18 protein-coding genes and 1 pseudogene are annotated in these 25,285 nt (G+C 61.7%); 4 read left to right on the forward strand and 15 right to left on the reverse strand.

The features are described 5' to 3' along the window. Positions 1-88 precede the first annotated feature (88 nt). Positions 89-1,516: a response regulator transcription factor gene (locus tag ACYVRU_RS10315; protein WP_461186107.1), complete on the reverse strand. Its 1,428-nt coding sequence runs from the start codon at positions 1,514-1,516 to the stop codon at positions 89-91. A gap of 389 nt (positions 1,517-1,905) precedes the next feature. Here ACYVRU_RS10315 and ACYVRU_RS10320 point away from each other — a divergent pair, with 389 nt between their 5' ends. Continuing rightward, positions 1,906-3,402, forward strand: coding sequence for an FAD-dependent oxidoreductase (locus ACYVRU_RS10320; RefSeq protein ID WP_461186108.1), 1,497 nt, complete (start codon positions 1,906-1,908; stop codon positions 3,400-3,402). A gap of 66 nt (positions 3,403-3,468) precedes the next feature. On the opposite strand, the pseudogene ACYVRU_RS10325 reads toward ACYVRU_RS10320, so the two are convergent. Continuing rightward, positions 3,469-3,639, reverse strand: a pseudogene (locus ACYVRU_RS10325) (response regulator transcription factor); the annotation flags it as partial. Between the two features lie 18 nt (positions 3,640-3,657). Next, the gene (locus tag ACYVRU_RS10330; RefSeq protein WP_461186109.1) at positions 3,658-4,890 is read right to left on the reverse strand and encodes a hypothetical protein; all 1,233 of its coding nucleotides are present in this window, start codon (positions 4,888-4,890) and stop codon (positions 3,658-3,660) included. Positions 4,891-5,152: 262 nt separating this feature from the next. On the opposite strand from ACYVRU_RS10330, the gene ACYVRU_RS10335 reads away from it, so the two are divergent. The 3 genes from ACYVRU_RS10335 to ACYVRU_RS10345 all read left to right on the forward strand — a co-directional run bounded on the left by ACYVRU_RS10335 (position 5,153) and on the right by ACYVRU_RS10345 (position 10,008). Next, positions 5,153-7,387 (forward strand): FAD-binding protein, encoded by a 2,235-nt coding sequence (locus ACYVRU_RS10335; RefSeq protein WP_461186110.1) that lies wholly within the window; start codon positions 5,153-5,155, stop codon positions 7,385-7,387. Positions 7,388-7,628: 241 nt separating this feature from the next. Beyond that, the gene (locus ACYVRU_RS10340; protein WP_461186111.1) at positions 7,629-9,113 is read left to right on the forward strand and encodes an RNA-binding domain-containing protein; all 1,485 of its coding nucleotides are present in this window, start codon (positions 7,629-7,631) and stop codon (positions 9,111-9,113) included. Next, the gene (locus ACYVRU_RS10345) at positions 9,106-10,008 is read left to right on the forward strand and encodes a patatin-like phospholipase family protein (RefSeq protein WP_461186112.1); all 903 of its coding nucleotides are present in this window, start codon (positions 9,106-9,108) and stop codon (positions 10,006-10,008) included. The genes ACYVRU_RS10340 and ACYVRU_RS10345 overlap by 8 nt, the downstream gene beginning before the upstream one ends. Before the next feature lie 127 nt (positions 10,009-10,135). Here ACYVRU_RS10345 and rplL read toward each other — a convergent pair whose 3' ends face one another. The 12 genes from rplL to ACYVRU_RS10405 all read right to left on the reverse strand — a co-directional run bounded on the left by rplL (position 10,136) and on the right by ACYVRU_RS10405 (position 25,036). Beyond that, positions 10,136-10,513 carry a 50S ribosomal protein L7/L12 gene (gene rplL, locus ACYVRU_RS10350; RefSeq protein WP_135970084.1) on the reverse strand — a complete coding sequence of 126 codons (378 nt, stop codon included), beginning with the start codon at positions 10,511-10,513 and terminating at the stop codon, positions 10,136-10,138. 91 nt (positions 10,514-10,604) lie between these two features. Then, positions 10,605-11,126 (reverse strand): 50S ribosomal protein L10, encoded by a 522-nt coding sequence (gene rplJ, locus ACYVRU_RS10355; protein WP_114539434.1) that lies wholly within the window; start codon positions 11,124-11,126, stop codon positions 10,605-10,607. Positions 11,127-11,533: 407 nt separating this feature from the next. Next, positions 11,534-13,003: a helix-turn-helix transcriptional regulator gene (locus ACYVRU_RS10360; RefSeq protein ID WP_114549282.1), complete on the reverse strand. Its 1,470-nt coding sequence runs from the start codon at positions 13,001-13,003 to the stop codon at positions 11,534-11,536. A 432-nt stretch (positions 13,004-13,435) separates the two neighbouring features. Continuing rightward, the gene (locus ACYVRU_RS10365; RefSeq protein WP_461186113.1) at positions 13,436-15,064 is read right to left on the reverse strand and encodes an FAD-binding protein; all 1,629 of its coding nucleotides are present in this window, start codon (positions 15,062-15,064) and stop codon (positions 13,436-13,438) included. A 290-nt stretch (positions 15,065-15,354) separates the two neighbouring features. Then, entirely contained in the window at positions 15,355-17,451 is a 2,097-nt protein-coding gene (locus tag ACYVRU_RS10370) for a Tat pathway signal sequence (RefSeq protein WP_407925158.1), read from the reverse strand. 224 nt (positions 17,452-17,675) lie between these two features. Continuing rightward, positions 17,676-18,083 (reverse strand): type II toxin-antitoxin system VapC family toxin, encoded by a 408-nt coding sequence (locus ACYVRU_RS10375; RefSeq protein ID WP_157012433.1) that lies wholly within the window; start codon positions 18,081-18,083, stop codon positions 17,676-17,678. Between the two features lie 9 nt (positions 18,084-18,092). Then, the gene (locus ACYVRU_RS10380) at positions 18,093-18,326 is read right to left on the reverse strand and encodes a hypothetical protein (RefSeq protein ID WP_022740633.1); all 234 of its coding nucleotides are present in this window, start codon (positions 18,324-18,326) and stop codon (positions 18,093-18,095) included. A 141-nt stretch (positions 18,327-18,467) separates the two neighbouring features. Then, positions 18,468-19,784, reverse strand: a complete 1,317-nt coding sequence (gene hisS, locus ACYVRU_RS10385) for a histidine--tRNA ligase (protein WP_173114222.1) — start codon at positions 19,782-19,784, stop codon at positions 18,468-18,470. Positions 19,785-19,952: 168 nt separating this feature from the next. Beyond that, positions 19,953-21,062, reverse strand: a complete 1,110-nt coding sequence (gene leuB / locus ACYVRU_RS10390) for a 3-isopropylmalate dehydrogenase (RefSeq protein ID WP_161127596.1) — start codon at positions 21,060-21,062, stop codon at positions 19,953-19,955. Between the two features lies 1 nt (position 21,063). Next, positions 21,064-21,564, reverse strand: coding sequence for a 3-isopropylmalate dehydratase small subunit (locus tag ACYVRU_RS10395; RefSeq protein ID WP_161127595.1), 501 nt, complete (start codon positions 21,562-21,564; stop codon positions 21,064-21,066). Between the two features lie 11 nt (positions 21,565-21,575). After that, on the reverse strand, positions 21,576-22,862 hold the full coding sequence (gene leuC, locus ACYVRU_RS10400; protein ID WP_117284323.1) for a 3-isopropylmalate dehydratase large subunit: 1,287 nt from the start codon (positions 22,860-22,862) through the stop codon (positions 21,576-21,578). Positions 22,863-23,278: 416 nt separating this feature from the next. After that, on the reverse strand, positions 23,279-25,036 hold the full coding sequence (locus ACYVRU_RS10405; RefSeq protein WP_461186114.1) for an FAD-dependent oxidoreductase: 1,758 nt from the start codon (positions 25,034-25,036) through the stop codon (positions 23,279-23,281). Positions 25,037-25,285 lie beyond the last annotated feature (249 nt).

A 25,285-nucleotide genomic window follows, 5' to 3' on the forward strand; every position in this document is an offset into this window, starting at 1 on the left:
GTGCCGCCCCCTCGCACCCGCCCTTCCAGGAGCCACCTTCGGATGGCTCCTTTTTTGTTTCGCCTGAAGCGCCATCGAGTTGTCTATCTCAATGAGCGGCTAACTCCCCCTCGATTAAATCGTGCAGTTCTTGGCGGCCGGAAACTCCGGTCTTCTCATAGATGTGCCGAACATGGGTCTTTGCCGTCGAATGGGAGACAACAAGCTTTTCTTCAATATAGGGAAGAGACCTCCCATTGGCCAACAACGCAAACACCTCGGTTTCCCGCGGAGAGAGCCGGAAGCGCAGGGCAATCTCATTCACAAGCAAATCGCGATTGCATGGGACGGCGACCGCGCCCCCAAATGCATGGCCAGTAAACCCGATTACGTCCATCTCCTTGAAAATAAAGAAGAACAAAATCGCAAGGGTCAGAAGTGCCGCAGCCGAGAAAAGCACTTCGTATTCCGTTGCCAGTGACGCAAGAATATCGCCCGCAACAAGCCCTAGCAGCGAACCTACATGAAGAGCGACGGCTGTCCACCCGAAAAGACAAATCGTCCGTGTCTTCGTATGCACCGTAATAAAGGGAAACAGAAGAAGCATAAGTCCTTCGAACAAAACGCTTCCTCCCATGATGAACCCCAAAGAAAGCAAGGGGGCGGCCTCCACGCTGAAGAAAATCGTTGCATAACCCACGATCAGAAGAATAGAGCATGCCCTATACAGGGACACTACAGGCGACTTCCACCCCACTAGCAGCAGAACTGTCAGCACGACTGCAAAAATGGCAACAACCGTGCCACCCACCATTACACGATCGTGGGAAAGAATGGCGCCATACACAGGAAGGGCGCGTATTATCCCCAAAAAGAAAGCGGCCACGAGGCAGGAAAGGAGAATCCTCGTAAACCCTGTGCGCCAATCGAGAGGTTGCGCACTCGCCTCAACGCTCGAGGGAATGCCAGCACATATTACAAGGGTGACAGCAGAGGCAATGGGACATGCCACCACGATTCCAAAAGCCAATTCAGAAGGAATAAATTGCAGGACCGCATAAACCGCACCGGCAAACAGACATGAAATGGCAACATGCCCCGCTAAACGACCCGCCCCAACTCCTACAAGGTGGCGGCCCCAAGAAAGATAAAGGACACTGTTGCCCATGCCAAGTAGCACAGTGGAGCAGAATATCAGCGCAAACGAGTCCACATAATTCAGCGAGAACACCAAAACGACGGTGCCAAGTGCCGATATTCCTCCCGCCAAGGCCAGCGCCCATTTTCCTGTGTTCAGAAAATCGAAGCGCTCCGAGGCAACCATCGCAAGAATCATGCAAGCGGCAATAGTCCCTGATAGCATCATGCGAACTAAAACCAAGGAATCGCATCCGCCATCCGCGAAAACAAGCCCTTGCAAATCGAACACCACGTAGAGCATCCATGCAAAATAATACCCAATGCCGACCAAAAGCCACGGCTTAAAGTGCCACGAATCAATTAGTGTCGCCCGGCTTGAGAGTCTCGACTCTCCCAATAGTCCGCCTCCTTCCGTTTTCTCTCAATATTGTAGAACACCAGGCCCAATTCGTTATCGACCCTTTTGGCCGATAACGAGACTGCGGCAAATCGGAAGGTATGGACGATGCTGCAGTTGTGCTTCAGGCCATACATTCACTGCGGGATCTCAAAGCCCTAATACAAATTCTTTAAGAGGAGGAGGAACGGAAAATGGAGAAGCAGTTTTCTAGGCGGTCGTTTATCAAAGGTGCAGCCACCGGCGCCATGGCAACCGCCGGCGCAACCCTGCTCGGCTGTGCACAGCCCCAGGTTAAGCAGATGGACGGAAATTCCCTTATAGCCGAAACCGGCAGTTCGTGGCGCGATGCGCCAGCCCCTATCGATAACGCACAGATCACCTCGACCGTGGAAGTAGATCTTGTGGTGGTAGGTGCCGGCCTGGGAGGAATCACAGCCGCCCTCACGGGCGTGGAAGAGGGTGCCAAGGTGCTTCTTCTGGAGAAAGACGAGGGTCTGGCTCCCGGTGCGCACTGGATTGGCGCCGTCAACACCAAATACTACCTTGACGAAGGCATCACCTACGACCGTGCCGCCATTGTGAACGACCTCATGTGGCATGCGAACTATCGCGCCGACCAGCGGCTCATTCAGCTCTGGTACGACAAGAGCCCGGAGGCTGTTGAGTGGTATCTCGACCGCTGCACCTCCGACGGCACCATGAGCGTCATGATTGAGCTGGACCAGAAGGACACGGGCGGCGCTCACATGAGCCCCTCCATTGCCCACGTGCCCATTCTTGGCACACCCACCGAAATGGGCCCCAACGAGTCCGGTCTTCACTATTCGAACCGCGTGCTGCTCGACTTGGCCATCGCCAACGGTCTTGACTATCGCGACCACACCCGCGCCGTGCAGCTCATCAAAGACGATAGCGGCCGCGTGACCGGCCTTATCGCCGAAGGGGCAAACGGATACATCGAGTGCATAGCTTCGAAGGGCGTCGTCTTGTGCACGGGCGGCTATATCGCTAATGACGAAATGCGCGAAGATCTCAACCCCGCGCAGAATGCTAGTTCCATAGCGGCCGCCCCTGTGGCACCCGGCTGCACGGGCGACGGTATCCAAATGGCTCTGTGGGCCGGCGCGGCGCTGTCGGACGTGCATTGGTGGATGGACTCCGACCGCGGCATTCTCACGGGCGGCAACTGGCGTCCGGGTAGCCAGCCTTGGCTAAAGCTCGACTGCTTCGGAAACCGTTTCTGTAATGAGGACACGCCCTATGACTACGGTGCATACGCCGGATCGCTGTGCCCCGGACACGTTTGGTGGAACATCTTCGATGATAACTTCTGGGAGGCCATAGAGTCCTATGGCACCACCATCTGCTCCCGCATGTATCCCAAGGCGGGAGCAGTCAACTCCGAACTCGTGATGCATAGCAAGGAGGAGTTCTACAGTGAGTATATCGGCCCCAACATCGAGCGAGGCGTGATGATTCAGGCCGCCACCCTCGATGAGTTGGCCGAAGCCATGAAGGCCCAGGACGATCGACTAGATGTTGCGCAGTTCAAGAAGTCTATCGAGCGCTACAACGAGCTGTGTCGCAAGGGCGTCGATGAAGACTTCGGAAAACTTGCCCGTCGCATGAAGGCAGTGGAAAGTGGTCCGTTCTACGCTATTCAGCTGACCGGCTCGTCTATTTGCACCCTGGACGGCGTACGCATCAACGAGAATATCAATGCCATTGACGAGAACGGCTATCCCATCGAGGGCCTTTATCTGGCCGGCAACGATCAGGGCGGTTTCTACGGCATGAGCTATCCGTGGTACTACGGCGGCTTGAACTGCGGACGCACTGTCACCTTCGCGCGCCTGGCCGCTAAAAACGCCCTTGGCGCATAAAAGACCCCTATCCCCTCCCCATGAAAGGCGCAGAGCAATTTGCGCCTTTCTTTTGCTCCTAGCGGCTTACTCCACCGAGGCTTCCAAGAAATCCAGCAACTCCTGTCTGTTGTGCACGCCCAACTTCTTGTAGATATGCTTCACATGAGTCTGCACCGTGGTCGGGGCAATGTAGAGCTTCTCGGCCACATAGGGAAGCGTGCGACCCTGGGCGATAATCTCCAGAATCTCCGTCTCGCGCTTCGTTAAGCCGCCCTACTCCGCAATCGTCCGAAGCCGATCGGCGTGATGGCCATTAGGCGATTTGACCAACTTTTCTTCATTCTCATCCTGCACGCCAGGCGAACCGGAAACGGTCACCAACCACCCCACGGACAGCACCATGGCAAGCACAGCGACGATGGAAAGCGTCGTCAGGCTGAGAGCCCCTGCCAAATGAAGCTCCCGCAGTGCGATTCCGCTGGCCGCACCAGCAGCGCCGCCGAAATAGGAGAACATGAATCCAACACAGAACACGATTCTCCATGCGCCGCCATTTCGCGAGGCTAGCGCGATGAAACTCGCCCAGAACAGCAGCGAGGCGCATCGCGTGCCCGTCATGATGGATGCTATGGCCAGCACGCTGTCCTCGCGGTCGATAACCGAGAACACCAAGGCTCCGAGCACCACCAAAGGCAGGGCGACCTTGAACAGAAGCGAGAAGTCGATGCCCTCCCCCATCGCCAGGCTTATCAAAAGCAGCAGAATACCCAGCCCCGCGCTAAGCGCGAACACGATATCGGCAGACTGGGCCGCTTCCAGCCTTGTTTGAAACGGCAACAACTCGCGAAATATGCAGAACATGAACGAAGACAGAGCCGCCACAGCACTAAGGCGGATGAACAGCTGCTTGTCGTTGTGCTTCCATGCTCGCCCATCGCTCGAGTGATCTTGTTCGCCAACGGCAGCGGACAAACGGCCCATGGCAACGCCCAGAACCACGGGGAAAATCGCTACGACGCCCATCCGCACACCGTCAGGCACGCGACTGAGCAGAAAGTAGAGCAGCACAGCGCCCAGAAAAGAAAGCAAGAGAGCGACCTGAGACTGCTTGGCGCCCAGCATGGAAAGCTGTCGAGCCCACGGCAACGCAAAATAGGCCAGGGTCAAGCCTCCGAGGGTGGAGCCAGCTAAGACAGCCCATCCCGCTGTTTCGGGCATGGCAATCGACCATGTCAGAAGAACCGTCGATGCCACCATGACGACGGTGACGCCCCACCGAACCGCGCGGCTCCATAATCTCGCATAGACCGACCCCTTCAAACCATAGAGCAGCGCGAAACCCACAGCCGTCGACAGCATGGATGCGACCCACACCGTCTGCGACCCCGCAGCGGCAAACCCCTCGCTTATTCCACTCGGGCTGAAGATGACAAGGAATATCCACCCCCACCAAAACGTGAAGCCGTAAGTGGACAGCGGTATCTCGGCACAGTGTTTGAATGTCATACTGCTACCCTCCTACGACCGACAGCCCTCGCCTATTACTGCGGCACTACTGCGCGGAAATTCTACCAAGAAAAAGAGTCCTGTTCTCGAAAAGGCCTTAGGAACAGCCGGTTCCCGGCCAAAATCCTAGCAAACAGGGTACCCCGAAACGACGATTTACCCCACTTGCCACGATAGTCAGCGGCCCCGGTGCCCCCTAGGATTCATCTCGTCCAGCCAATAGGAGCCCAAAGCACGGGCCCATGATACAACAGGAGGGATCATGGACAAGCAGAATCAGAACATCGCAAGGGGAACGACCGACTCGCTCAGCCGCCGCTCGTTTCTCTCGGGAGTTGCAGGCGTAGCCGGCGCTGCGGCGCTCAGCGCAAGCCTGGCCGGGTGCGCGCCCCAGGGCAAAACACCCACGGCCAATACGAGTGGGAGTGCCAGTATCACCATGAAGCCGGGGACGTATTCCACCGAAGGGCATCCAGGTGCATGGCAGATTTGGAACTTGCCGGTCACCATTACCGTCAACGAAACCGCTCTTCTCAAGATTGAGGTGCCCGAGTATCGCTTCGACCATGGTGAGACCGAAGTCGTGCTGGAAAGTGTCAAGGAGAAGCTGTTCCCCCGCATCATTGAATCCCAATCGCTCGATGTGGACGTCATCGCTGGCGCCACCATGTCTTCCATGTCGGTGCTGCAATCCGTCGAGGACTGCCTGAAGGAGGCCCTTGCTGCGGGCGGCTCCGATGAGTCCGCCATCGACCACTTCCATCAAGACGTCGAATTTGAGGCCGGCGAACCCGAGACGATTGACACCGACCTGCTTATCGTAGGCATGAGTACCGGTGGCATGATCGCCATGTGCAACGCCGTCGAGACCATCATGTCTCTGAATGGAGACAAGCGCGTCAGCGTGCTCGCCATCGACAAGGCCGGCAAATACGGCGGTCGCTCCGCCCTCGCCCACGAGGCCCAGTCGGTGAATCCGAAGCGCTACATCGAGACCCACAACAACGGCGAGCTGTTCATCGATCCGGCAGCATACAAGAAGATGTGGATCGAGTCCGTCACCGACGCGGAGGGCAATGTCCGCGCCAAGGAAGACGTCATCGACATGTTCATCGAGAAGTCGGGCGACACCATCGACTGGCTCGTCGAGCACGGCTGGCACTATGGAACCATGCACTCCCTGTCGGATGTGGCCGGCGGCCTGCTGGAGTTCAATACCGCTCTCTCCTCCAACATCGACATGGGCACCTACGAAGACCGCCGCACGATGCTCGATGGCTACTACAAGGGCATTCTCTCCAAGTCCTGCGCCCAGGGCGCCGACTACATGCTGGAAACCGAAGCCTACGACTTCATCTACGATGAGGCCACCAGCACCGTCAAAGGCGTGAAGGCGCGCAACGTGGTAACGGACCAGGAGTACACCATTAACGCCAAAGCCGTCATCATGGGTTGTGGCGGCTTTGGCAATAACCCCGAGCTAATGGACAGCTTGCTGGATCCGCGCTGGTCTGGCATACACAAGAATCTGGGCTTCGGCACCGATACGGGCCTCATGATGCAGGCTGCCCTGAATATCGGCGCCGGCACCTGGAACGCAGACATGTCCCCCATCATCATGCACCTAGGTCTTCCCCACTACCTGAACAAGTACGAGATCAACCAAGACGAGAGCAAGCTCGTAGGTCGTACTGGCCGCTACGCCACCTGGACGCTCGACGACGTGCCCCTGGGCCTCGGCCTGCGCGGCGACTCCATCGCCATCGACACAGCAGGCAAGCGTTTCGGCAATGAGGCGACGCTCATGTCCTTCGCACCTGACATCAAAGGCCAGTCCTTCAACTCCTACATCACAGGCCCGTACTTCTACTCGCTGTTCACGCAGTCCCAGGCCGATGAAATTTCCGCCAACGGCTTCACCACCATCCCTCGTTGGGAGGGCTACGTGTCTCGCGGCGGCGTCCCCGACGAGCTGCCCATTCCCGAGATGAACGACATCCTCACCCACACCATGGAAGCCGACATGATGTGGAAGGGCGACACCCTCGCTGACCTGGCTGCGCAAATCGGCGTAGAAGCCGCCGCCCTGGAGACCACGGTGGCCGACTACAACGCCGCCTGCGCCGCCGGCGAGGACGCAGCCTTCGGGAAGGCCCCCGAGTTCATGGTCGCCTACGATGACGGCCCCTTCTACGCGGTGAAGATCATGAACGTGGCTTTCTCCACTATCGGCGGCCTCGATGCCGACCCGGACATCCGGGTGCTCAAAGACGACCACACTACCCCCATCAACGGCCTATACGCCATTGGCAACGATTCGGGCGGCGTGCTGCTCACACCTGAGAACAACTACACGGTGTTCCCGGGCATTGCCCAAGGCTGGAACCAGACGTCTGGCCGCCTAGCCGGCGAGAACGCAGCCCGCTACATCGGCGATGCCTACGGATTCGCGGAGGTAACCGGCGTGCTCATGGAGATCGACTCTCACACGGTCTAGCCTCTGCCGCATACAACGGGCGGGCGAGTCCCCTCCCTCTCGCCTGCCATTATCCGACGGCCTCCGCATCGTTGTTCTGCGGGGGCCGCCTGGCATTTGCCAATGGATGTAAGCACTCGCTCGACAGGCTCGATAGCCTTCCGTCGAGTCCTCGATGAAATTTTGTCGAGTCCTCGACAAACCACTTGTCGAGCCTGTCGAGTCGGTGCATAATGCCAGGTAGATCTTCAAGGAGGGTGCCATGGCCATACCTGTCAACATTGATGACCTGCTCAACAGTCGCGTTGTTGAATCGACGCGCATCGAGTTGAAAGCGGGATTCAACCCCAATCCCATCATTCACACCATATGCGCCTTCGCCAACGACATCGACAACATCGGCGGCGGCTACCTTGTCCTGGGCGTTGAGGAGCAAGATGGTGTGCCCGTGCTGCCTCCGAAGGGCATCCCCCAAAACGAAATTGACGGCATCCTGAAGCGTCTCATTGGCCTGTGCCACTGCATCGAGCCTTTGTACTACCCCATAGCGGAGCCTGTTTTCTTCCAGGGAGCGCATATTATCGTCATCTGGGTTCCTGGCGGCCACGGACGTCCCTACAAGGCGTCGAAGGACGTGTTCTCCGCCGGCTCCGCCAAGCTGTACTATATCCGCCGTCTGAGCAGCACGGTCGTCGCATCGCCCAACGAGGAGAAGGAGTTGTTCTACGTTTCCACCGACATTCCCTTCGACGATCGGCCGAACCTGCTCGCATCGGTGGACGAGCTCGACTTGGGTCTCATGCGCGATCACCTCTCGCGCGTCGGCAGCAACCTCTACGAGCAGTCGGAAAGCCGCGAGGCGCTGGCTATCGCCCGGGATATGCAGCTTGTTGCGGGACCGCCCGAAGATTTGCATCCCCTTAACGTGGGCATCCTCATGTTCACCGAGTATCCTGAGCGTTTTTTCCGCTATGCGCGCATCGAGGTGGTCTCTCTGCCCGACCCCACGGGCCAGGGCATGACCGAAATGGTGTTCACAGGACCCATTCAGCGGCAGCTACGCGACGCGCTGGCCTACATCAGAAACAGCGTCATCGAAACGCGGGTGGAGAAACGCCCCGATGAAGCCGAGGCCGTGCGCACGTTCAACTACCCCTATGCTGCCATAGAGGAGATTCTCGCCAACGCGGTCTACCACCGCTCCTACCAGGTGAACGAACCCATCACAGTGCGCATTACCCCGGAGGCCATCGAGGTCACCAGCTTCCCTGGATTCGACCGCAGCATCACGCGGGAAGATATTGAAGAGAGGCAGTTTAGGGCACGCAGCTACCGCAACCGGCGCATCGGCGACTTCCTCAAAGAGCTCCGGCTCATCGAGGGGCGCAACACCGGTTTCCCCACCGCCTATCGGGCGCTCGAAGAGAACGGGTCGGGAGATCTCGGCTTCGACACCGACGAGATGCGCGGGTACCTGTCGGTGACCATCCCCGTGCACCCGGATTTTCTGCCGAAAGCACCTGCAAGCAACGTGAAGGCCGCCGCCTACACGGACGCGCTGATCGATGTGCTGAAGGACGAGGACCTTACTCTGACTCAACTCGCCCATGCCCTGGGCTATCGCTCCATCTCAAAGAAACTGAGCAGCACCGTGAACGCCCTCGTGGCCCAAGGACGGATCGAGCGCATTCCAGCCGCCGGCTCCACCATCTTGCTTCACGCTACGGAAGGGATCTCCCATGAATAACGACCTTGCCATCAACCAGCCCGATGTGGCGCTCATTTTCGAGGGCGGCGGGATGCGCAACAGCTATACGGCGCCGGTGGTGGTGGAGCTGCTCGCGCGCAACATCAACTTCGGGCGCGTCTACGGCATCTCGGCCGGGTCCAGCCACACGGTGAACTATCTCGTGCGCGACGCCGTGCGCGCCCGGGCCAGCTTCGTGGAGTTGGTGCAGTACCCGCGCTTCGGCGGCTGGAAGAGCTTCCTTGCCGGCCACGGCTACTTCAACGGACCCTACCTGTACGAGGAGCTCATCGAGACCGCGCCCGCCGGCGACCCCATGCGCTTCGACTGGGACACCTTCCGCGCCAACCCTGCCGACGTGCACATCGAGGCCCTGGACTGGGATACCGGCGAGACCGTGGCCTTCACGAAGGCCGACATGAGAGAGGCCCGCGACGTGGGGCTCATGGTGCGCGCATCGTCCACCATGCCCATCTTCATGCCGCCCACCACCATCGGTAATCGCACCTACGTGGACGGGGGCATGGGAGACAGCTGGGGCATCCTGCTGAATGCCGCGCGCGCCGACGGCTTTACGCGCTTCTGCATCATCCGCACTCAGCCGCGCGGGTACCGCAAGAAGCCCATGAGCGCCCTTGAGCAGCGCCTCTTCCGCGCCGCCTTCCGCAAGCACCCCGTGGTGACCGAGCGCACCATCGCCCGCTGGCAGCCCTACAACGAGCTCTGCGACGAGATCGAGTGCTTGGAGGCAACCGGCGCCGCCTGGGTGTTCTATCCCGATGCCATGGAGGTCACCAACAAGACCACCGACTACGACGCCCTCGTGCGCTCCTACGAAGCCGGCCAGGCCCAGGCCCGCCGCGACATAGAGTCCCTGGAAGCGTGGCTCGGCTAAGCTGGTAAAACCGCGCCTTGGCCAGCGCTCAAAAGCCGACACCGCATCCCAAACGCAAAAAGACCCCCGCACAAGACGGGGGTCTCGCAAAGCCTTATCGGCTGAAGAAGTATTCGCGAAAGCGAATTTACTTCAGGGTCACAGCGGCGCCGGCTTCCTCCAGCTTGCCCTTGATCTCCTCGGCCTTGTCCTTGGCAACGCCCTCGGCCACCGGCTTCGGAGCGCCCTCGACGACCTCCTTGGCCTCCTTCAGGCCCAGGCCGGTGATCTCGCGGACAACCTTGATGACGGCGATCTTGTTGTCGCCGAAGCCCTCGAGCACGACGTCGAAGTCGGACTTCTCCTCGGCGGCAGCGCCACCCTCAGCCGGAGCAGCGGCGGCCACGGCCACCGGAGCGGCGGCGGACACGCCAAAGGTCTCCTCGATGTCCTTCACGAGCTCGGAAGCCTCGAGCAGGGACATCTCCTTCAAAGCCTCAATGATCTCTTCACGAGTAACAGCCATGTTAGTTTCCTTTCAAAGGGGGCCGGCACCTCTTCGCGCCGACCGTTATTTCTTCTTGCGTTACGCGACCCGTCTCAGGCCGCCCGAGCTGTTAGGCAGCTTCCTTCTGCTCGGCCACGGCCTTGACGACCTGGGCCAAACCGCGCGGCACACCGTTGATGGTGGTAGCCAGACCGCGAGCGACGCCGGAGATGGCACCGGCGATCTGAGCCATGAGCTGCTCGCGAGAGGGCAGAGAAGCGATGGCCTCCACCTCTGCGGCCGACACGGCAGCGCCTTCCATCAGGCCGCCCTTGATCTCAAGGTTCTCGTTGGCCTTAGCGAAGGTCTTCAGGGCCTTAGCCGATGCGGCCACGTCGTTGCCGGAGAACACGAACGCGCTGGGGCCGGCGAGCATATCGTCGAGCGTCGGCAGTTCGGCCTCAGCGAGCGCCAGGTGAACCAGCGTGTTCTTGTAGACCTTCATCACCGAGCCGGTCTCGCGAATGTCGCGGCGCAGCTGCTGCATCTCCTTCACGGTAAGGCCGCGGTAATCCACGACCCACATGGCGGAAACACCGTCGAGATCCTCCTTGATGCTGGCGAGCATCTCCTTGTTCTGAGCGTTGGGCATGTTGTACGTACACCTCCTTCTCAAGCTTATCCGGGTTCCGCACCTTGGTGGGTGGGCCGCAAGCCTGAGAAGCGAAAACGGCCCCCGCCCATAAGACGGAGGCCGCACGTATTCACGGAAGCGAATCTGTCGACCACCTCGGCGGGCCGCTTGCGCGATTAAACCGAGCCGTTGCGCCGGGTGTCGCCCCTTTCGGAACGCCCCACAGGCGGTTGCAGACTCGGTACCTGCTGTCTTAAGTAGCGGAACATATCTGTTCGTTGCACTGCCCACCTTTGGGCAGCTCGTCTATTCTAGAGCGAATCCCGCCCGTGTCAACGGGTTTTTCTCCCCTCTTCAAAAAACCCGCGCGAGCGGCATGCCCGAATGGCATTCTTTGGATGCGCTATGGGCGCCTTAGGGGTGCGCTACGAGGACACGCCCAGCAGCTCGAAGAGCTCCTTGCGGGAATTGATGCCCATCTTCTCGTAAATATGGCGCGTGTGCGCTTTGAAGGTACCCTCGGCGATGAACAGCTCCTGCTGGATGACGCGTCCGGTCTTCCCCTCGGCCAGAAGCGCCAGCACCTCCTGTTCGCGGGGGCTCAGCCGGTAGGTGGCGGACAGCTCCTCCACGCGTTCGCTTACCCGCTCCTCCTCGGCCGTACGCTCGATAAGACCGCCCTCTTCCAGAATGGAGACACCCCACTTGCTCGCCAGCTCCTTCTCGGAGAACAGCAGCACCGTGGCCGCCAAAATGAGCACCGCCACGATAATCGTCACCACAAAGTCCTGAGTGGCCGCAGGCAACCCCGCTTGCGCAAGCAGCCCCGGAACCTCGCCGCCGACCACTTGAAAAAGTTGTTCGGCGTTCTTGATCGCCATGAAGACCACGATGGCAACGCCAAGCCGTCGGGAAATATCATAGAGCAACAGCACCACGAGGAACGACATGAGCGAGTAGCTGATGGCGATGAGATAGCTTGACGCCGCCGCACCGAGCAAGCTTTGGGCCGGCACCAAAAGAAAGCCGCACACCATGAGCACCACAGGCGACCGGTACAGAAGCCCGATGTTAAACCGGCGCGAGGCGAAGTAGGCCGTGAGGAACAGCACCGCCATGAGGATGAACGTGGAAAGCGACGAATGTCGACCCGCGCCCCACGCCAGCTGGTTCGCGCGCATGCCATAGGCGAAGGCGTACAGGCCGTACAGCACGAACAGCTTCCACGGATAGGAGAACTTCGGCACACCCCGCTTGGGTCGTTCAGCCGCGGGAATCCGCTCATAAGCTCCATGCAGATACAGCGAGGCAAGCACGGGAAGCGCCACTAAAGCCGCACTCGCTTGCCACACGCCCATGCCCTGGCAGAAGAACGTGATGACAACCCCAAGCAGCATAGCCCCCGACAGAAACAGGAAAATCCGCAGCAGACTAAACGAGCATAGAACCTCAGCAGCCAACAGCAAAAAGAGGCCGTATCCCACCCCCGCAGCAAGCGAGCCTCCCACCATCAGAGAAAACGACGCTTCGGGCACCCACGGGGCCAAGACTACGGCAATCGAAGCCGCGAGCATGCACCCGAACGACACGAACTTCATCATGCGATTCTCGTTGAGGGGAATGAAGCGGCGGAACAGCAGCACCAGCAAGATGCTCACGACAATATAGGCAAGATCGAAGGTGAAATGAGTGTCGAACGACCAAGGAATCGCCGCTGCGACCGCAGCGCCTCCCGCAGGGCCACCCGCAGCGCCTCCCGCAGGGCCGCCAATCGCCCCGGCACTTGCCCCCGTGAAGGTCAACGTCGCCCAAGCGCGGGCGCACCCGTAAGCCATCACATAACGGCGCCCGCCCCGCAAAAGCGCCCGGCGATCTTCCACGTTTTCATTTTTCACGCTCGCAGCCCCTTTGCAACCCTTGCGTCAATCTTACCCGCCCATTATGGCAGAAATTTCGAGTTGTTAGACATGCCCCTGCTCACGCTTGAACCAAACTATCGCTTTTCGCCTTTCAAAAGGCAGAAACGCCTCTTTCGAGTTCCTCTTTCGCTGAAATCAGGCTGCCTTCAGGGAGCAAATGTCTAACAACTCGAAATTTTCCCCGGAAAAGATGCCCCGCATTTTCTGGAAAGCCCCGACTCAAAGCAAGCCCCGCCTCTTCCATGTTCCCGGCCCGACGGAAACAGCAAAGCCGACGCCCGGTGAGGGGCGTCGGCTCAGAGGGAGGGTACGGAAAACTCGATGCGGGACATACGAGCACGAGAACCCGGGGGTGGCCCCCGAAAGCTCAGGCAGTCGAGTCCCGCAATTCCCGCCGAATCCTGCGACCTACAGGCCGGCGACGTAGCGGCCCGTGGCGAAGCCGGTGGTGATGGCGCGGCCCACCGACAGGCCCTCGATGTCCATGGGGTAGTTGCTGTTGCCGAAGAAGGGACCGGAAGCGTTTCCGACGGCGAACAGGCCCTCGATCGGCTTCATGTCGACGTCCAGGCACTGGAAGTTGCCGTCGCACCACAGGCCGTCCACCAGGGCGTCGATGTTGTTCGCGCCGCGCGGCACCGCGTAGCAGGGGGCCTCGATCGGCACCATATACTCGTCGCGCTTGCCGAAGTCCTCATCGCCGTTGCCGGCGGCCACCAGCTCGTTGTAGCGGTTGATGGACTCGACGATGGCCTCCACGGTGTAGTCGTGGGCCCAGCCCTCCTCGTCGGCGTAGGCGATCATGCCCTCGGCCAGCTCCTCCAGCGTGTCGCCCTTGATCCAGGCTTCGGGATCGACGTTGCGGTAGGCGTTGTGGATGGAGATGTCGGAGAAGTCCTTCCAGGCATCGTAGTGCTCCTCCCAGTTCGTGGGCACGATGGAGAAGAACTTGGCGGCCGTGGACTCGGTGAAGTCGACCTCGGCCAGGTATTTGTTGGTGAACTCGTTCAGATAGCCCATGCGGCAGCACCCCTCGTCCATGAAGCGCTTGCCGTGACGGTCGAGGAACAAATACGGCATCTCGAAGCGCACCTTCGGGCCCTCGCCGTGCACCATCTTGGTGTGAGAGGCGGGGCACATCTGGGCGCCGGCCCACATGGCGGCCTTCAGGCCCGTGCCGTTGCGGAAGTCGACGGCCTGGTGCAGGCCCTTGGCATCAGGGGTGTAGTAGTACAGCATCTCGGAATCGCCCACATAGTCGCCGGCGGCCATGATGACGCCCTTGTTGGCACGCAGCAGCACGTGAGCGCCGTCCTTGGTCTCGCCGATGGCACCCGCCACGCGGCCGTCCTCCACGAGCAACTGCACGCAGGGGGTCTCGAAGAAGATCTCGGCGCCCTCGGCCTGCACGGCGTCGCCGATGACGAGCGCGCCCTTCTGATGGCCCTCGTCATGGAAGTAGGTGTTGGCATGGAAGAACACCTCATGCCCGTTGCAGTTCACCGTGTAGTCGTAGGGCTTCGACTCGCTGCCGCCCTTGGCCGCAGCCTCGGCCCACCAGGCCAGCGCCTCCTGGGAGTTGCGGGCCCAGGTCTCTACCTGGCCCAGGTTGGCGCGGTAGTCGCTCTTGTAGTTGATGAAGGACAGCACCGCCTTGATGCCGGCCTCGTTCGTCTTCGTCAGGTCGATGGAAGCGCCCATGTTGCCGGCGGTCTGCACGATGGAGAGGCTCTGCAGCGCGCCCACCGTAGCGCCCGCCTCCAGGGCGGCGTGCATGGCGGAAAGCCCCGACTCGCCCGCGCCGACGACCACGACATCGTAGGTGTGCTCCTCGTCGAACTCGGTGATTTCGGCCGGCTTCTGCAAAAAGCTCGGGCCCACGTAGGTAGATCCGTCCTCGGCAGCGGCGGCGCCCGTGCTCGCCATCTTCTGCTGGGGAGCGCAGCCCGCGAGCGCGCCGGCGCCGGCGGCGGTGATGACGGCGAGGCCGCCGAACTTGAACAGGTCGCGGCGAGAAACATTCATTCCGTTAGTCATGATGGGTCCCTTTCCCTCACTCGTGACGCCGAGCTTCTCTGAAAGCTCGGTTGCAGCGTCCGTGCTGCGTTGGTTTGCGGAGAAGCTTTTCGCTTCGCCGCCGCAGCTCCCTCGCTGCACCACGCACTATGGACGCCCCGGCAAATCCACGCATCGACCAAGCGGAAAAAAGAAGTTTAAAGCTTTAAACCCTCCTATAAACCTTTACGTTGACCTGGGAAAACAAAAAGCGAGCGAGATTGCTCCCGCTCGCTTTAAACCTTGAGAATTACGCTGGCCCCGAAGCGCCCCTAGGCCACTTTCTCGGTATCCTCGCCAGAGGCGACGTCGGCAGGCGTCTGGGCGGCGCCGTCCTGCTGCACCACGTCGTCCTCGGGCTCGCCGGAGGCGTTCTCGTCTCCAGCCGGCGCGCCGCTGCCCGCAGCATCCTCGGTCGCCGGCGCGTTGCCGCCCTCGCCCAGAATCTCATAGGCCGGGCTCACGTTGGAACCGGCAGCTTCCACGTAGGTGAAGTTGATCTCGTCGCCCACCTTATAGCCGACGATGTCCAGCAGCCCCGGCAGCGCGAAATCGAAGATGGAGCCGTCCTCCCCTTCCACGGTCAGGTAGAAGTGGGTGTTGCCCTCGATGACCGCCTGATTCATGGAGCGGATGGTGCCCTTCACCGTCACCACATCGGTCGCGCCGCCCTCGCCCTCGGCCACCACGCCGTTGGTGGCGAGCAGCGCCTCGTAGGCCTTCTGGGTGTCGGCCACCGTATCGCCCACGGCCACGTTCTGGTAGCGCTGGATGTCGATCATGGCGAACTTCTTCACCAGGCCCGCGCCGTCCTTCAGGGCCATGAAGTAGGTCGGCTGGTTCGACACGTTGATGAGCAGCGGGAACGTGGAGGTGTAGCGCAAGTTCTGTACCTGGCCCTCGGCGGACTGCATGGCCGAGTCCTCCGTGGCGCCCGAGACGCTGTAGAAGTGCGACTCCTGGGTGCGCTGGTTCACCAGCACGAAGCCGATGATGGAGTTGTCGGCCGTGGCCGAGGTGACGCCGGTGTACACCCACACGTCGTCGTCCTTGGCGATGTAGTTGTAGCCCAGCGTGCCGTCGGTGCCGGGCGTCGTGCGCACCACGCCCTCCTGGCCGAGGAACGAGTTCAGCCAGCCGTTGTTGTAGGCGCCCCACCAGTTGTACTGCTGGATGAGCAGCTCGGCGGGGAACACGCGGTCGACCCACTCGGGGCAGTCGGCCACGGCGAGGTCTTGGGTCTCGCCGGTGGTGGCGTCGCACAGCACCACGCGGCTGATGGTCTCGCCACCGAAGAGTCCGATGGTGAAGTCCTTCACGGGACAGATCCACCAGGGGTGGCCGTCCTCATCGATTTCGAAGGACTTCTCGCCGAACATGTAGAAGGGGTAGGAAAGCTGCACGTGGCGGTCGATGTTGCGCACGAGCGGCTCGGACTGCGAGTAGTGGATCGGCGAGTCGCCCAGACGCACGATCTCGGCGTCCTGGGTGGTCATGTTCACGAGCGCGTAGGCCGGGATGCCGCCCTCGCGGTTGGTGAACCACTTGAACAGGTCGGCGTAGCCCAAGGGGCTCACGCGCACCGGCGTGCCCTGGTAGTTGATCTGCGAGTACAGGTTCGACACCTCGAACTGGCTGACGTACTCGGGGATGGAGCCCATCTCGCGGTTGCCCAGCAAAATGGCGGAATCGCGGTCGATGACGGGAATCTCCGAATAGTTCACTTCCTTGATGTCCTGGGCAAACTCCAGCGTGTCGGTCTTCAGCACGTTGGAGTACTTCTCGGCATTGCCCGGGAAGATCGCCATGGACATAAGGGCGCCAATGGCCACGAGCGCCACCACGGCCACGGGCACGAAGGACAGAATGCGGAAGGTCTTCGCCTTGCCCTCGTTTTTCGTCACTTCCTTGGTGCCCGTCTTGTACTGCTTGGAGCGCATCCAGAAAACGAGGAACAGCGGCAGCAGGATAACGATGAAGACGAAACCCCAGAAGTCCGTGGAGTGAATGTTGATGGCCGGATGGAACCACCAGTAGGCACCGGCGATGACGAGCAGCGCCAGTACGATGATGAGCGCCAGCCATTTCTTAGAAGGCAGGTGGAAGTCGTTGGCGAGGAACTCGAAATCGACCGTAGGGCCACCATGGCCGCCATCGCCGCCGTCACCGGAGCCGGAGCCGCCATGGCCGCGACCGCCGCCGTTGCCCGCACCCCCGAACCCGCCGAAGCCTCCGAAGGGAAAGCCGCCCACACCGCCGCGCGAGCCCGACGCTCCCGCGCCGGCGCCCGAGCCGGAACCCGGCGTCTGCGGCCCGGACGACGCCGAATCCGACGCACCGGTGCCCGAGCCCACGCCATCGGTGTTCATACCCGACTGGCGCAACGCCTCAAGCAGCGAATCCAAACCAGATTGTGCCACGTAACTCATCCTCTCTTATCGGCCGCAGCGCACCGCGCGGCGACCTCGTCCTGGGGCCCCGTTGGCCCCGTAGAAGGTTTCGTGACACTATACAGGAAGGCCCCGCGCCAACACCCAACCCGTCAAATACCCGAAAGAAAACCACGGGCCTGAAGATTTTCTTCACTGCGACCTTAAAAGTCTACCTCCGCCCACAACTCCAGAAGCAATCCCTCGACACGCCGGAACACCCTCGTGTTGTTCGAAACGAGCGTCGCGCCATGGGCAAGGGCCGTCGCGGCAATCAGCAGATCGTTCGGCCCGATTATGCAACCGCGCCGCTTCAAGTCGGCCCGGACTCGCGCGTAGCAGGCGGCGCACCGGGAATCGAAGGGAATGATGTGCAGCGGCGACAAGAGGCTCTCTACAAAATAGCGGCCCTCTTCGGGATTGTTACTGTTCTCGGCCCCGTACAGCAGCTCGGCCTCGACGATAGCCGGCACGCCGAACAGATCCGGCGAGCTTTTCCGCATGATCTCCTGGGCCCGCGGCAGATGGCCCCGCATGATCTCGATGCACACATCGGAGTCGAAGAAATACATGACGGCCCCTTACGCGAACAGAACGATCTCGTCGAGGTCTCCCTCTTCCTCGGGGACGACGAACGTCGGATCCTTCAGACAGCCGTAGACGTTATCCCAGTAGCCCGACGGCCAGCCGCGCCCTTCCCCACTCTCGCGAATGAGCCCCGTCACGTACCTCGACATCGACTGATGCGCTCGAGACGACTTCTCGCGCAGCATTTCCATGGTCGGCTCATCCAGATACAAAGACAACTGCGGCATAGCGCACCTCCTGTATACTTGCAATTCAAGTATACTTGCAGCTATACTTGCTGTCAAACCCGAAGAAACAGGAAAAGCTGTCGACGCATCGCCGCATCGACAGCTCCCTCTTTGACGCCAGAAAGCAGAACGAGAAAGTTCCTACGAAATCGCGCGACCTAGCTCGCCGACGACTTCTTCCAGGCGCACCTTGGCCTCGGTGTGGGTGGCCATGTCGCGCAGAGTCACCTCACCCGCATCCAACTCGTCGGGGCCGAGGACGGCCACGCGGGCCGCACCCAGCTTGTCGGCCAGCTTGAACTGGCTCTTCAGCGAGCGCTTCTGGTGATCCATCTCGGTCGTGAAGCCGGCGTCGCGACATTCCTGTACGAGCGCGAAGGCCCGGGCGCGCACGGAATCATCGACGCAGGCCACGAACAGGTCGCACTTCTGGGCCCGCGGGAATTCCACGCCGGCCGCTTCCAGGGCCAGCACGCAGCGCTCGAAGCCGAGCGCGAAGCCGAGACCCGGCGTGGGACGGCCCCCCACCTCCTCGGCCAGCTTGTCGTAGCGCCCGCCGCCACCGATGGCGTTCTGGGCGCCCATGCCGTTGTCCACCTGCACCTCGAACACCGTACGGGTGTAGTAATCCAGGCCGCGCACGAGCTTGTAGTCCTCCTCGTAGACAACCCCGGCGCCATCGAGCAGAACCTTCACCGCATCGTAGTGCTCGCGGCACTCGTCGCACAAGTGGTCGGTGATCTTCGGCGCGTCAGCCATAATGGCCGCGCACTGGGGATTCTTGCAGTCGAACGCCCTCAGCGGATTCACCTCGGCGCGCGTCATGCAGGTGTCGCACAGCTCGTCGGCGTGCTCGTCCATGTAGGCGCGCACGAGCTCGCGGTAGGCCGGACGGCACTGCTCGCAGCCCATGGAGTTCAACAGAAGGCGCATGGAATCGCGCGGGATGCCCACCTTCTCGTAAAAGCGCATGAGCATGATGATGGCCTCGGCATCGATCGTAGGCTCCTCGGCGCCCAGGCACTCCACACCCACCTGATTGAACTGGCGCTGACGCCCCTTCTGCGGGCGCTCGGCGCGGAACATCGGGCCTGCGTACATGAGCTTCGCCGGGGCCGCGCCCTGCGGCACCAAATCGTGCTGCACTACGGCGCGCACCACACCGGCCGTGCCCTCGGGGCGCAAGGACAGGCGGCTCTTCGCCTTCGGGGCCTTCCCCTCTTCCACCCAGCGACGCAGATTCTCACCGGAAATGGCCGTGAACATCTCCTTGGACACCACATCGGTCGCTTCGCCGATGCCGCGGACGAAGAGCTCGGTCTGCTCCATGATGGGCGTCTCGATGGGCAAATACCCGTAGGCGCCGAACACCTCGGCCGCCGTCTGCTTGAACTGATTCCAGAACAGCGCCTCGTCAGGCAGAAGATCGCGAGTCCCCTCGGGAGCGTTAATGGCCATGGTGATATCCTTTTTCGTCGACGGGGCTTTGCGGCCCTGGTAAGTGAAACTTCGGGTATTGTAACGCAGAAAGGACGACCCCGCAGGCCGCCCTTTCCCAATGGTTTTGCAAGTTTAATCCCAGCGGCGATGGCGGCGAGCCGACAGGCCGACGAAACGGGCGAGGCGCTACAGATGCTCGACCACCAAGTCGCCCATCTTCGCGGTGCCCACAACCTTGTCGACCGGGGTCTCGGCGTCCTTGATGTCGCCGGTGCGCCAACCGGCGTCCAGCACCTCGGTGACGGCGCGGCGGATGTCGTCGGCGGCCTCGCCCATGCCGAAGCTGTAGCGCAGCATCATCTCCACGGAAAGGATCTGTGCCAGCGGGTTGGCGATACCGCGCCCGGCGATGTCCGGCGCGCTGCCGTGGCTCGGCTCGTACAGGGCCACGCCGTCGCCCAAAGAAGCGCTGGCGAGCATGCCCAGCGAGCCCGTGATCTGGGCGGCCTCGTCAGAGAGAATGTCGCCGAACATGTTCTCGGTCACCACCACGTCGAAATCGGCGGGACGGTTGATGAGCTGCATGGCCGTGTTGTCCACCAGCAGGTCCTCCAGCTCCACATCGGCGTAGTCCGCGTCGTGCACGCGATGCACGATCTCGCGCCACAGGCGGCTCGTCTCCAGCACGTTGGCCTTGTCCACACTCGTCACCTTGCCGCGGCGCTTGCGGGCGATTTCGAAGGCCTGGCGGGCGATGCGCTCGATCTCGTACTCGGAGTACTCCAGCGTGTCGTAGGCGCGCTGGCCCGGCGCTCCGTTCACGCCGGCGGCCGGCTCGTCGTAGAAGCGCTCGCGGCGACCGAAGTACAAGCCACCGGTGAGCTCGCGGACGATCATCATGTCCACGCCGTCGACGATCTCCGGGCGCAGCGTGGAGGCGTCGGCCAGAGCGTTGAAGATCTGCACGGGACGCAGGTTGGTGTACAGGCCCAGCTCCTTACGGATGCCCAAGAGCCCCTGCTCCGGGCGCGGGGCGGCAGGATCGGTGGTGTCCCACTTAGGGCCGCCCACGGCAGCCAGCAGCACCGCGTCGGAGGCGCGGGCCGCATCCAGCGTCGCCGTCGGCAAGGGCTCGCCTGTCGCATCGATGGCCGCACCGCCGATGAGCGCGTCGGTGTACTCGAAGGCGGTGTCGTACTTCGCACCCACGGCGTCCAGCACCTTCACGCCCTCGGCAATAATCTCCGGCCCGATGCCGTCGCCGGCAAGCAGGCAAATCTTGTAGGTAGTCGTCATGCTACGCGTCCTTTCCGAGCTTCTTCTGCCAGCGGGGCACGAGGCCTCCCGCGTTGATGATCTCCATGAGGAACGGCGGGAAGGGCTGGGCCGTGAAGGTCTCGCCCGTGGTCTCGTCGGTGATGGTGCCCGCATCGGCATCCACGCTCACAACATCGCCGTTGCTGATGGCGTCCACGGCCTCGGGGCATTCCATAATGGCCAACCCCGTGTTGATGGCGTTGCGGTAGAAGATGCGCGCGAAGCTCTTGGCGATGACCACGTCCACCCCGGCTGCCTTGATGGCGATGGGGGCGTGCTCGCGCGATGAGCCGCAACCGAAGTTCTCATCGGCCACGATGATGTCGCCGGGCTGCACGTTGTTCACAAATTCCGTGTCCAGATCCTCCAGGCAATGCTTCGCCAGCTCCGCCGGATCGGAAGTGTTCAAATAGCGGGCGGGAATGATGACGTCAGTGTCGATGTCGCGCCCGTAGCGGTGCACGGTTCCCTTAAATTTCATGGAGCTTCCTCCTACTCCGCCGCGTCCGCGACGGCTTCCAAATCTTCCGGAAGGCCGATGTGGCCGAGCACGGCCGAAGCGGCGGCCACGGCCGGCGAGGAGAGGTACACCTCGCTGGTGGGGTCGCCCATACGGCCGACGAAGTTGCGGTTGGTGGTGGCGATGGCGCGCTCTCCGGCAGCGAGGATGCCCATGTAGCCGCCCAGGCACGGCCCGCAGGTGGGGGTGGACACGGCGCAGTGGGCGTCGATGAAGATGTCCATGAGCCCCTCGGCGATGCACTGCTGGTACACCTTCTGAGTGGCGGGGATGACGATGCAGCGCACGTCCGGATGCACCGTGCGGCCCGCGAGCACGGCTGCGGCCTGGCGCATGTCGGCGAGGCGCCCGTTGGTGCAGCTGCCGATGACGGCCTGGTCGATCTTCACGTCGCGAGCCTCGGCCACCGGGCGCGTGTTGCTCGGCAGGTGCGGGAAGGCCACCGTCGGCACGATGTCAGCGGCGTCGATTTCGACGACCTGGGCGAACTGCGCATCGTCATCGGAGTAGTAGGCGGTATAGGGCCGCTCGGCGCGCTCGTCCAGATAGGCGCGGGTCACATCGTCCACGGGGATGAGGCCCGCTTTGCCGCCGGCCTCGATGGCCATGTTCGAAATGGAGAGGCGCTCGTCCATCGGCATACTTTCGATGGCGCTGCCCGTGAACTCCATAGCCTTGTACAGGGCGCCATCCACGCCGATCATGCCGATGATGTGCAGGATGACGTCCTTGCCGGTGACGCCGGGGGCCAGCTCGCCGTCGATGACGAACTTGATGGTCTCGGGCACCTTGAACCAGGCCTTGCCCGTGGCCATGCCCACGCCGGCATCGGTGGAGCCCACCCCCGTGGAGAACGCGCCCAGCGCGCCGTAGGTGCAGGTGTGGCTGTCGGCGCCGATGATGAGGTCGCCCGCGCCCACGACGCCCTGCTCCGGCAGAAGCGCGTGCTCCACGCCCATGCAGCCCACCTCGTAGTAGTGGGTGATGCCCTGCTCGCGCACGAAATCGCGCACGATCTTGGCTTGCTCGGCGGACTTGATGTCCTTGTTGGGGGTGTAGTGGTCGGGCACGAGGGCGATCTTAGTCGGATCGAACACCTTGTCGGTGATCTCGCGAACGGTCTTGATGGCGATGGGGGCCGTGATGTCGTTGGCGAGCACCAGATCCAGATCGCATTCGATCAACTGGCCCGGTTCCACCTCATCCAGCCCCGCATGGGCGGCGAGAATCTTCTCCGCCATGGTCATGGGACGAGTCAAGGGATGCTCCTTTGCGCGCGATAAACATTACTCTCAAACTCGGCTATTGTAGCACCGCGCGCTTTTCCACTTGGTTTCCCTGGGCCTAAGTGCGAGATTTTCCACGCAAAAGCACTCGTCGCCTTTTTCGGGCCCTTCCCCATCCCTCTTTTCGGAATTCTCGCAGTAAATGCCAGTTCGACCCCGAAATGGCCGGCTTCCATCTGTCCCTTCTGCCATTTCTGCCCTCAACTGGCATTTTTCTGCCGCTTCAGGCCCGTAATGGCAGAGAGCTTCCGAACGTATCGACCATTTCGGGGTCGAACTGGCATTTGGCGGGAAGATTTCGAAAACGAAGCCAGCCGCTAACGTAAAAAGCCGCGGCACCCGCAGGGAGGAACGGGTGCCGCGGCGTCTCGAAGATGGCAGTCGCTAACTTACTTCTCGGCCAGCATCTTGCCGACCATACGGCCGAAGGTGGCGCAGCGCCCGGCGTTGAAGCCGGCGGCCAAGTTCGGGTAGGTGTCCGCGTAGTAGCAGCCCTGGTCGTTGCCGACGACATAGACACCCTCGATGGGGGCGCCGTCCTCGCCGTAGGGCTGCAGATCGTCGTTTACCTGGATGCCGTCCAGCGTGCACAGCGTCAGGCCGCAGTTCTTCACCGAACCGTAGAACGGCGGCGTCTTGATGGCCGACAGGCGGAAGGCCTCCTTGCCGAACTGCGGATCGACGCCGGCCTCGTAGTTCTTGGTTTGCTGGGCGCAGGTGTCCAGGAACACCTGCTTGTCATCGCCCGTAAAGCCGAGCTTGTCGGCCAGCTCCTCAAGGGTATCGGCCTTCTGGATGAAGCCGGCCTCGACGAAGGCCTCCATCTCGGGCTCGATCCACTCCTCCAGCATCCCGGGGAAGGCGTCGTGGTCGCTGCCGCCCTCGGGCTGCATGTAGATGGTGGAGCAGCCCACCGTGTGGAAGACGGGGATGTACTGCTTCCAATCGCCGTCCCAGATCTGATGCCAGTAACGCTCAGCCGCAGGGCGCTTCGACGATGCGTTCATCACGTAGTCGTAGGGAGCGCTCTCGTTGTGGAAGCGCGCGCCGTGTGGATCGACCCGCAGGAAGGGCTGGGAGGCGTAGAAGAAGTACCCGTAGGAGTCGCCGCCGATCTCATAGGGATGCGCGATCTCCTGATCCGCCGTCAGCAGGCAGCGGTTAAACGTGAGGGAGGTGTGCACCTCATCCATCTTCGCGCCGGCCCACATAAGCGCCTTGATGCCGTCGCCGGTGCAGGAGGGGAAGGCGTCGAAGGTGCCCAGGCACGAGTAGCGCGTGGGCTGCAGGGCCTGGTACATGTCCTGATTGCAGGCGTAGCCTCCCGTGGCCACCACGACGCCCTTGGCGGCATTGATGCGGATCATGCCGTCCGGCCCTTCGGCATAGGCGCCCACTACCTTGCCGTCTTCCACGATGAGGTTCTTCATGGGCGTGTTGAAGCGGATCTCGCAGCCGTCGAAGGAGGTGAGGTAGTTGTTCAGGCACTCGGACACCTGCGGCTCGCGCTCGGCGTAGCCGGCACCGTCGCGACCGTTGGTGCCGTGGCCGGTGGGCCAGTCCTTGTAGAAGGTGCCCTTGGGCATGTTCCACTCAAGCTGAACCTCAAGGCCGTCCTTGGCGATGACGTCGGCGTACCAGTCGATGGCCTCTCCGGAGTTCTCGGCCCACTTGCGGTAGAGGGACGAGTGCACCTGGCCGTCGGCGTAGCGATCCATGTCGTTCATGATCTCCATGGGATCGATGGCGGCCGCCTCGCCCACCTCCTGCTGGAAACGGGAGTTCACCGCGCCCAGTGCCGAGGAGCGCACGCCGTTGCCGGCGGACGACTTCTCGATGAGCAGCGTTTTGGCCCCGTTCTCGGCGGCAGCGCACGCGGCGAAATAGCCCGACGTTCCCGCGCCGATGACGAGCACGTCGCACTCGATGGTCTCCGCGCAATCACCATCGCTGATGGCGGGCGCTTCGCCGAGCCAGTCGGGCGCGCCGGAAGCCGAGGCGGTGTCCTCTTCGGTCGCAGCTCCCTCGGTCGGCGCCTCCGCCGGCGTCTTCGGGGAGCAGCCGGCCAGAGCGCCTGCAGCAGCCAGCGACCCCAGGGCGGCGGCGCCGGTCAGAAACGAGCGGCGGGAAAGCGAAGATTCAGTCATGATAGTTCCTCCTTTAGCTCCTTCGGCCGTGGTGCTGTTTGTCGCAGAGGCCCATCCCCTGCGAGCGCAACCGAACGTACCCGGCCGAAATCCCTCCCTTGAGATTTCAAGGTGGACTCAGTGTGGCACCGACAACATAGACAAACATCGCCTAAAGGCTGGGTTTTCATCCGTTTTCACCTACAATAGGTGAGGGTGATAGACCCCATGGAAGCCTATGATGGTTCCGCAAGAGCGCTTTCAGGGAGG

The sequence above is a fragment of the Adlercreutzia sp. CNCM I-6216 genome (assembly GCF_977113345.1).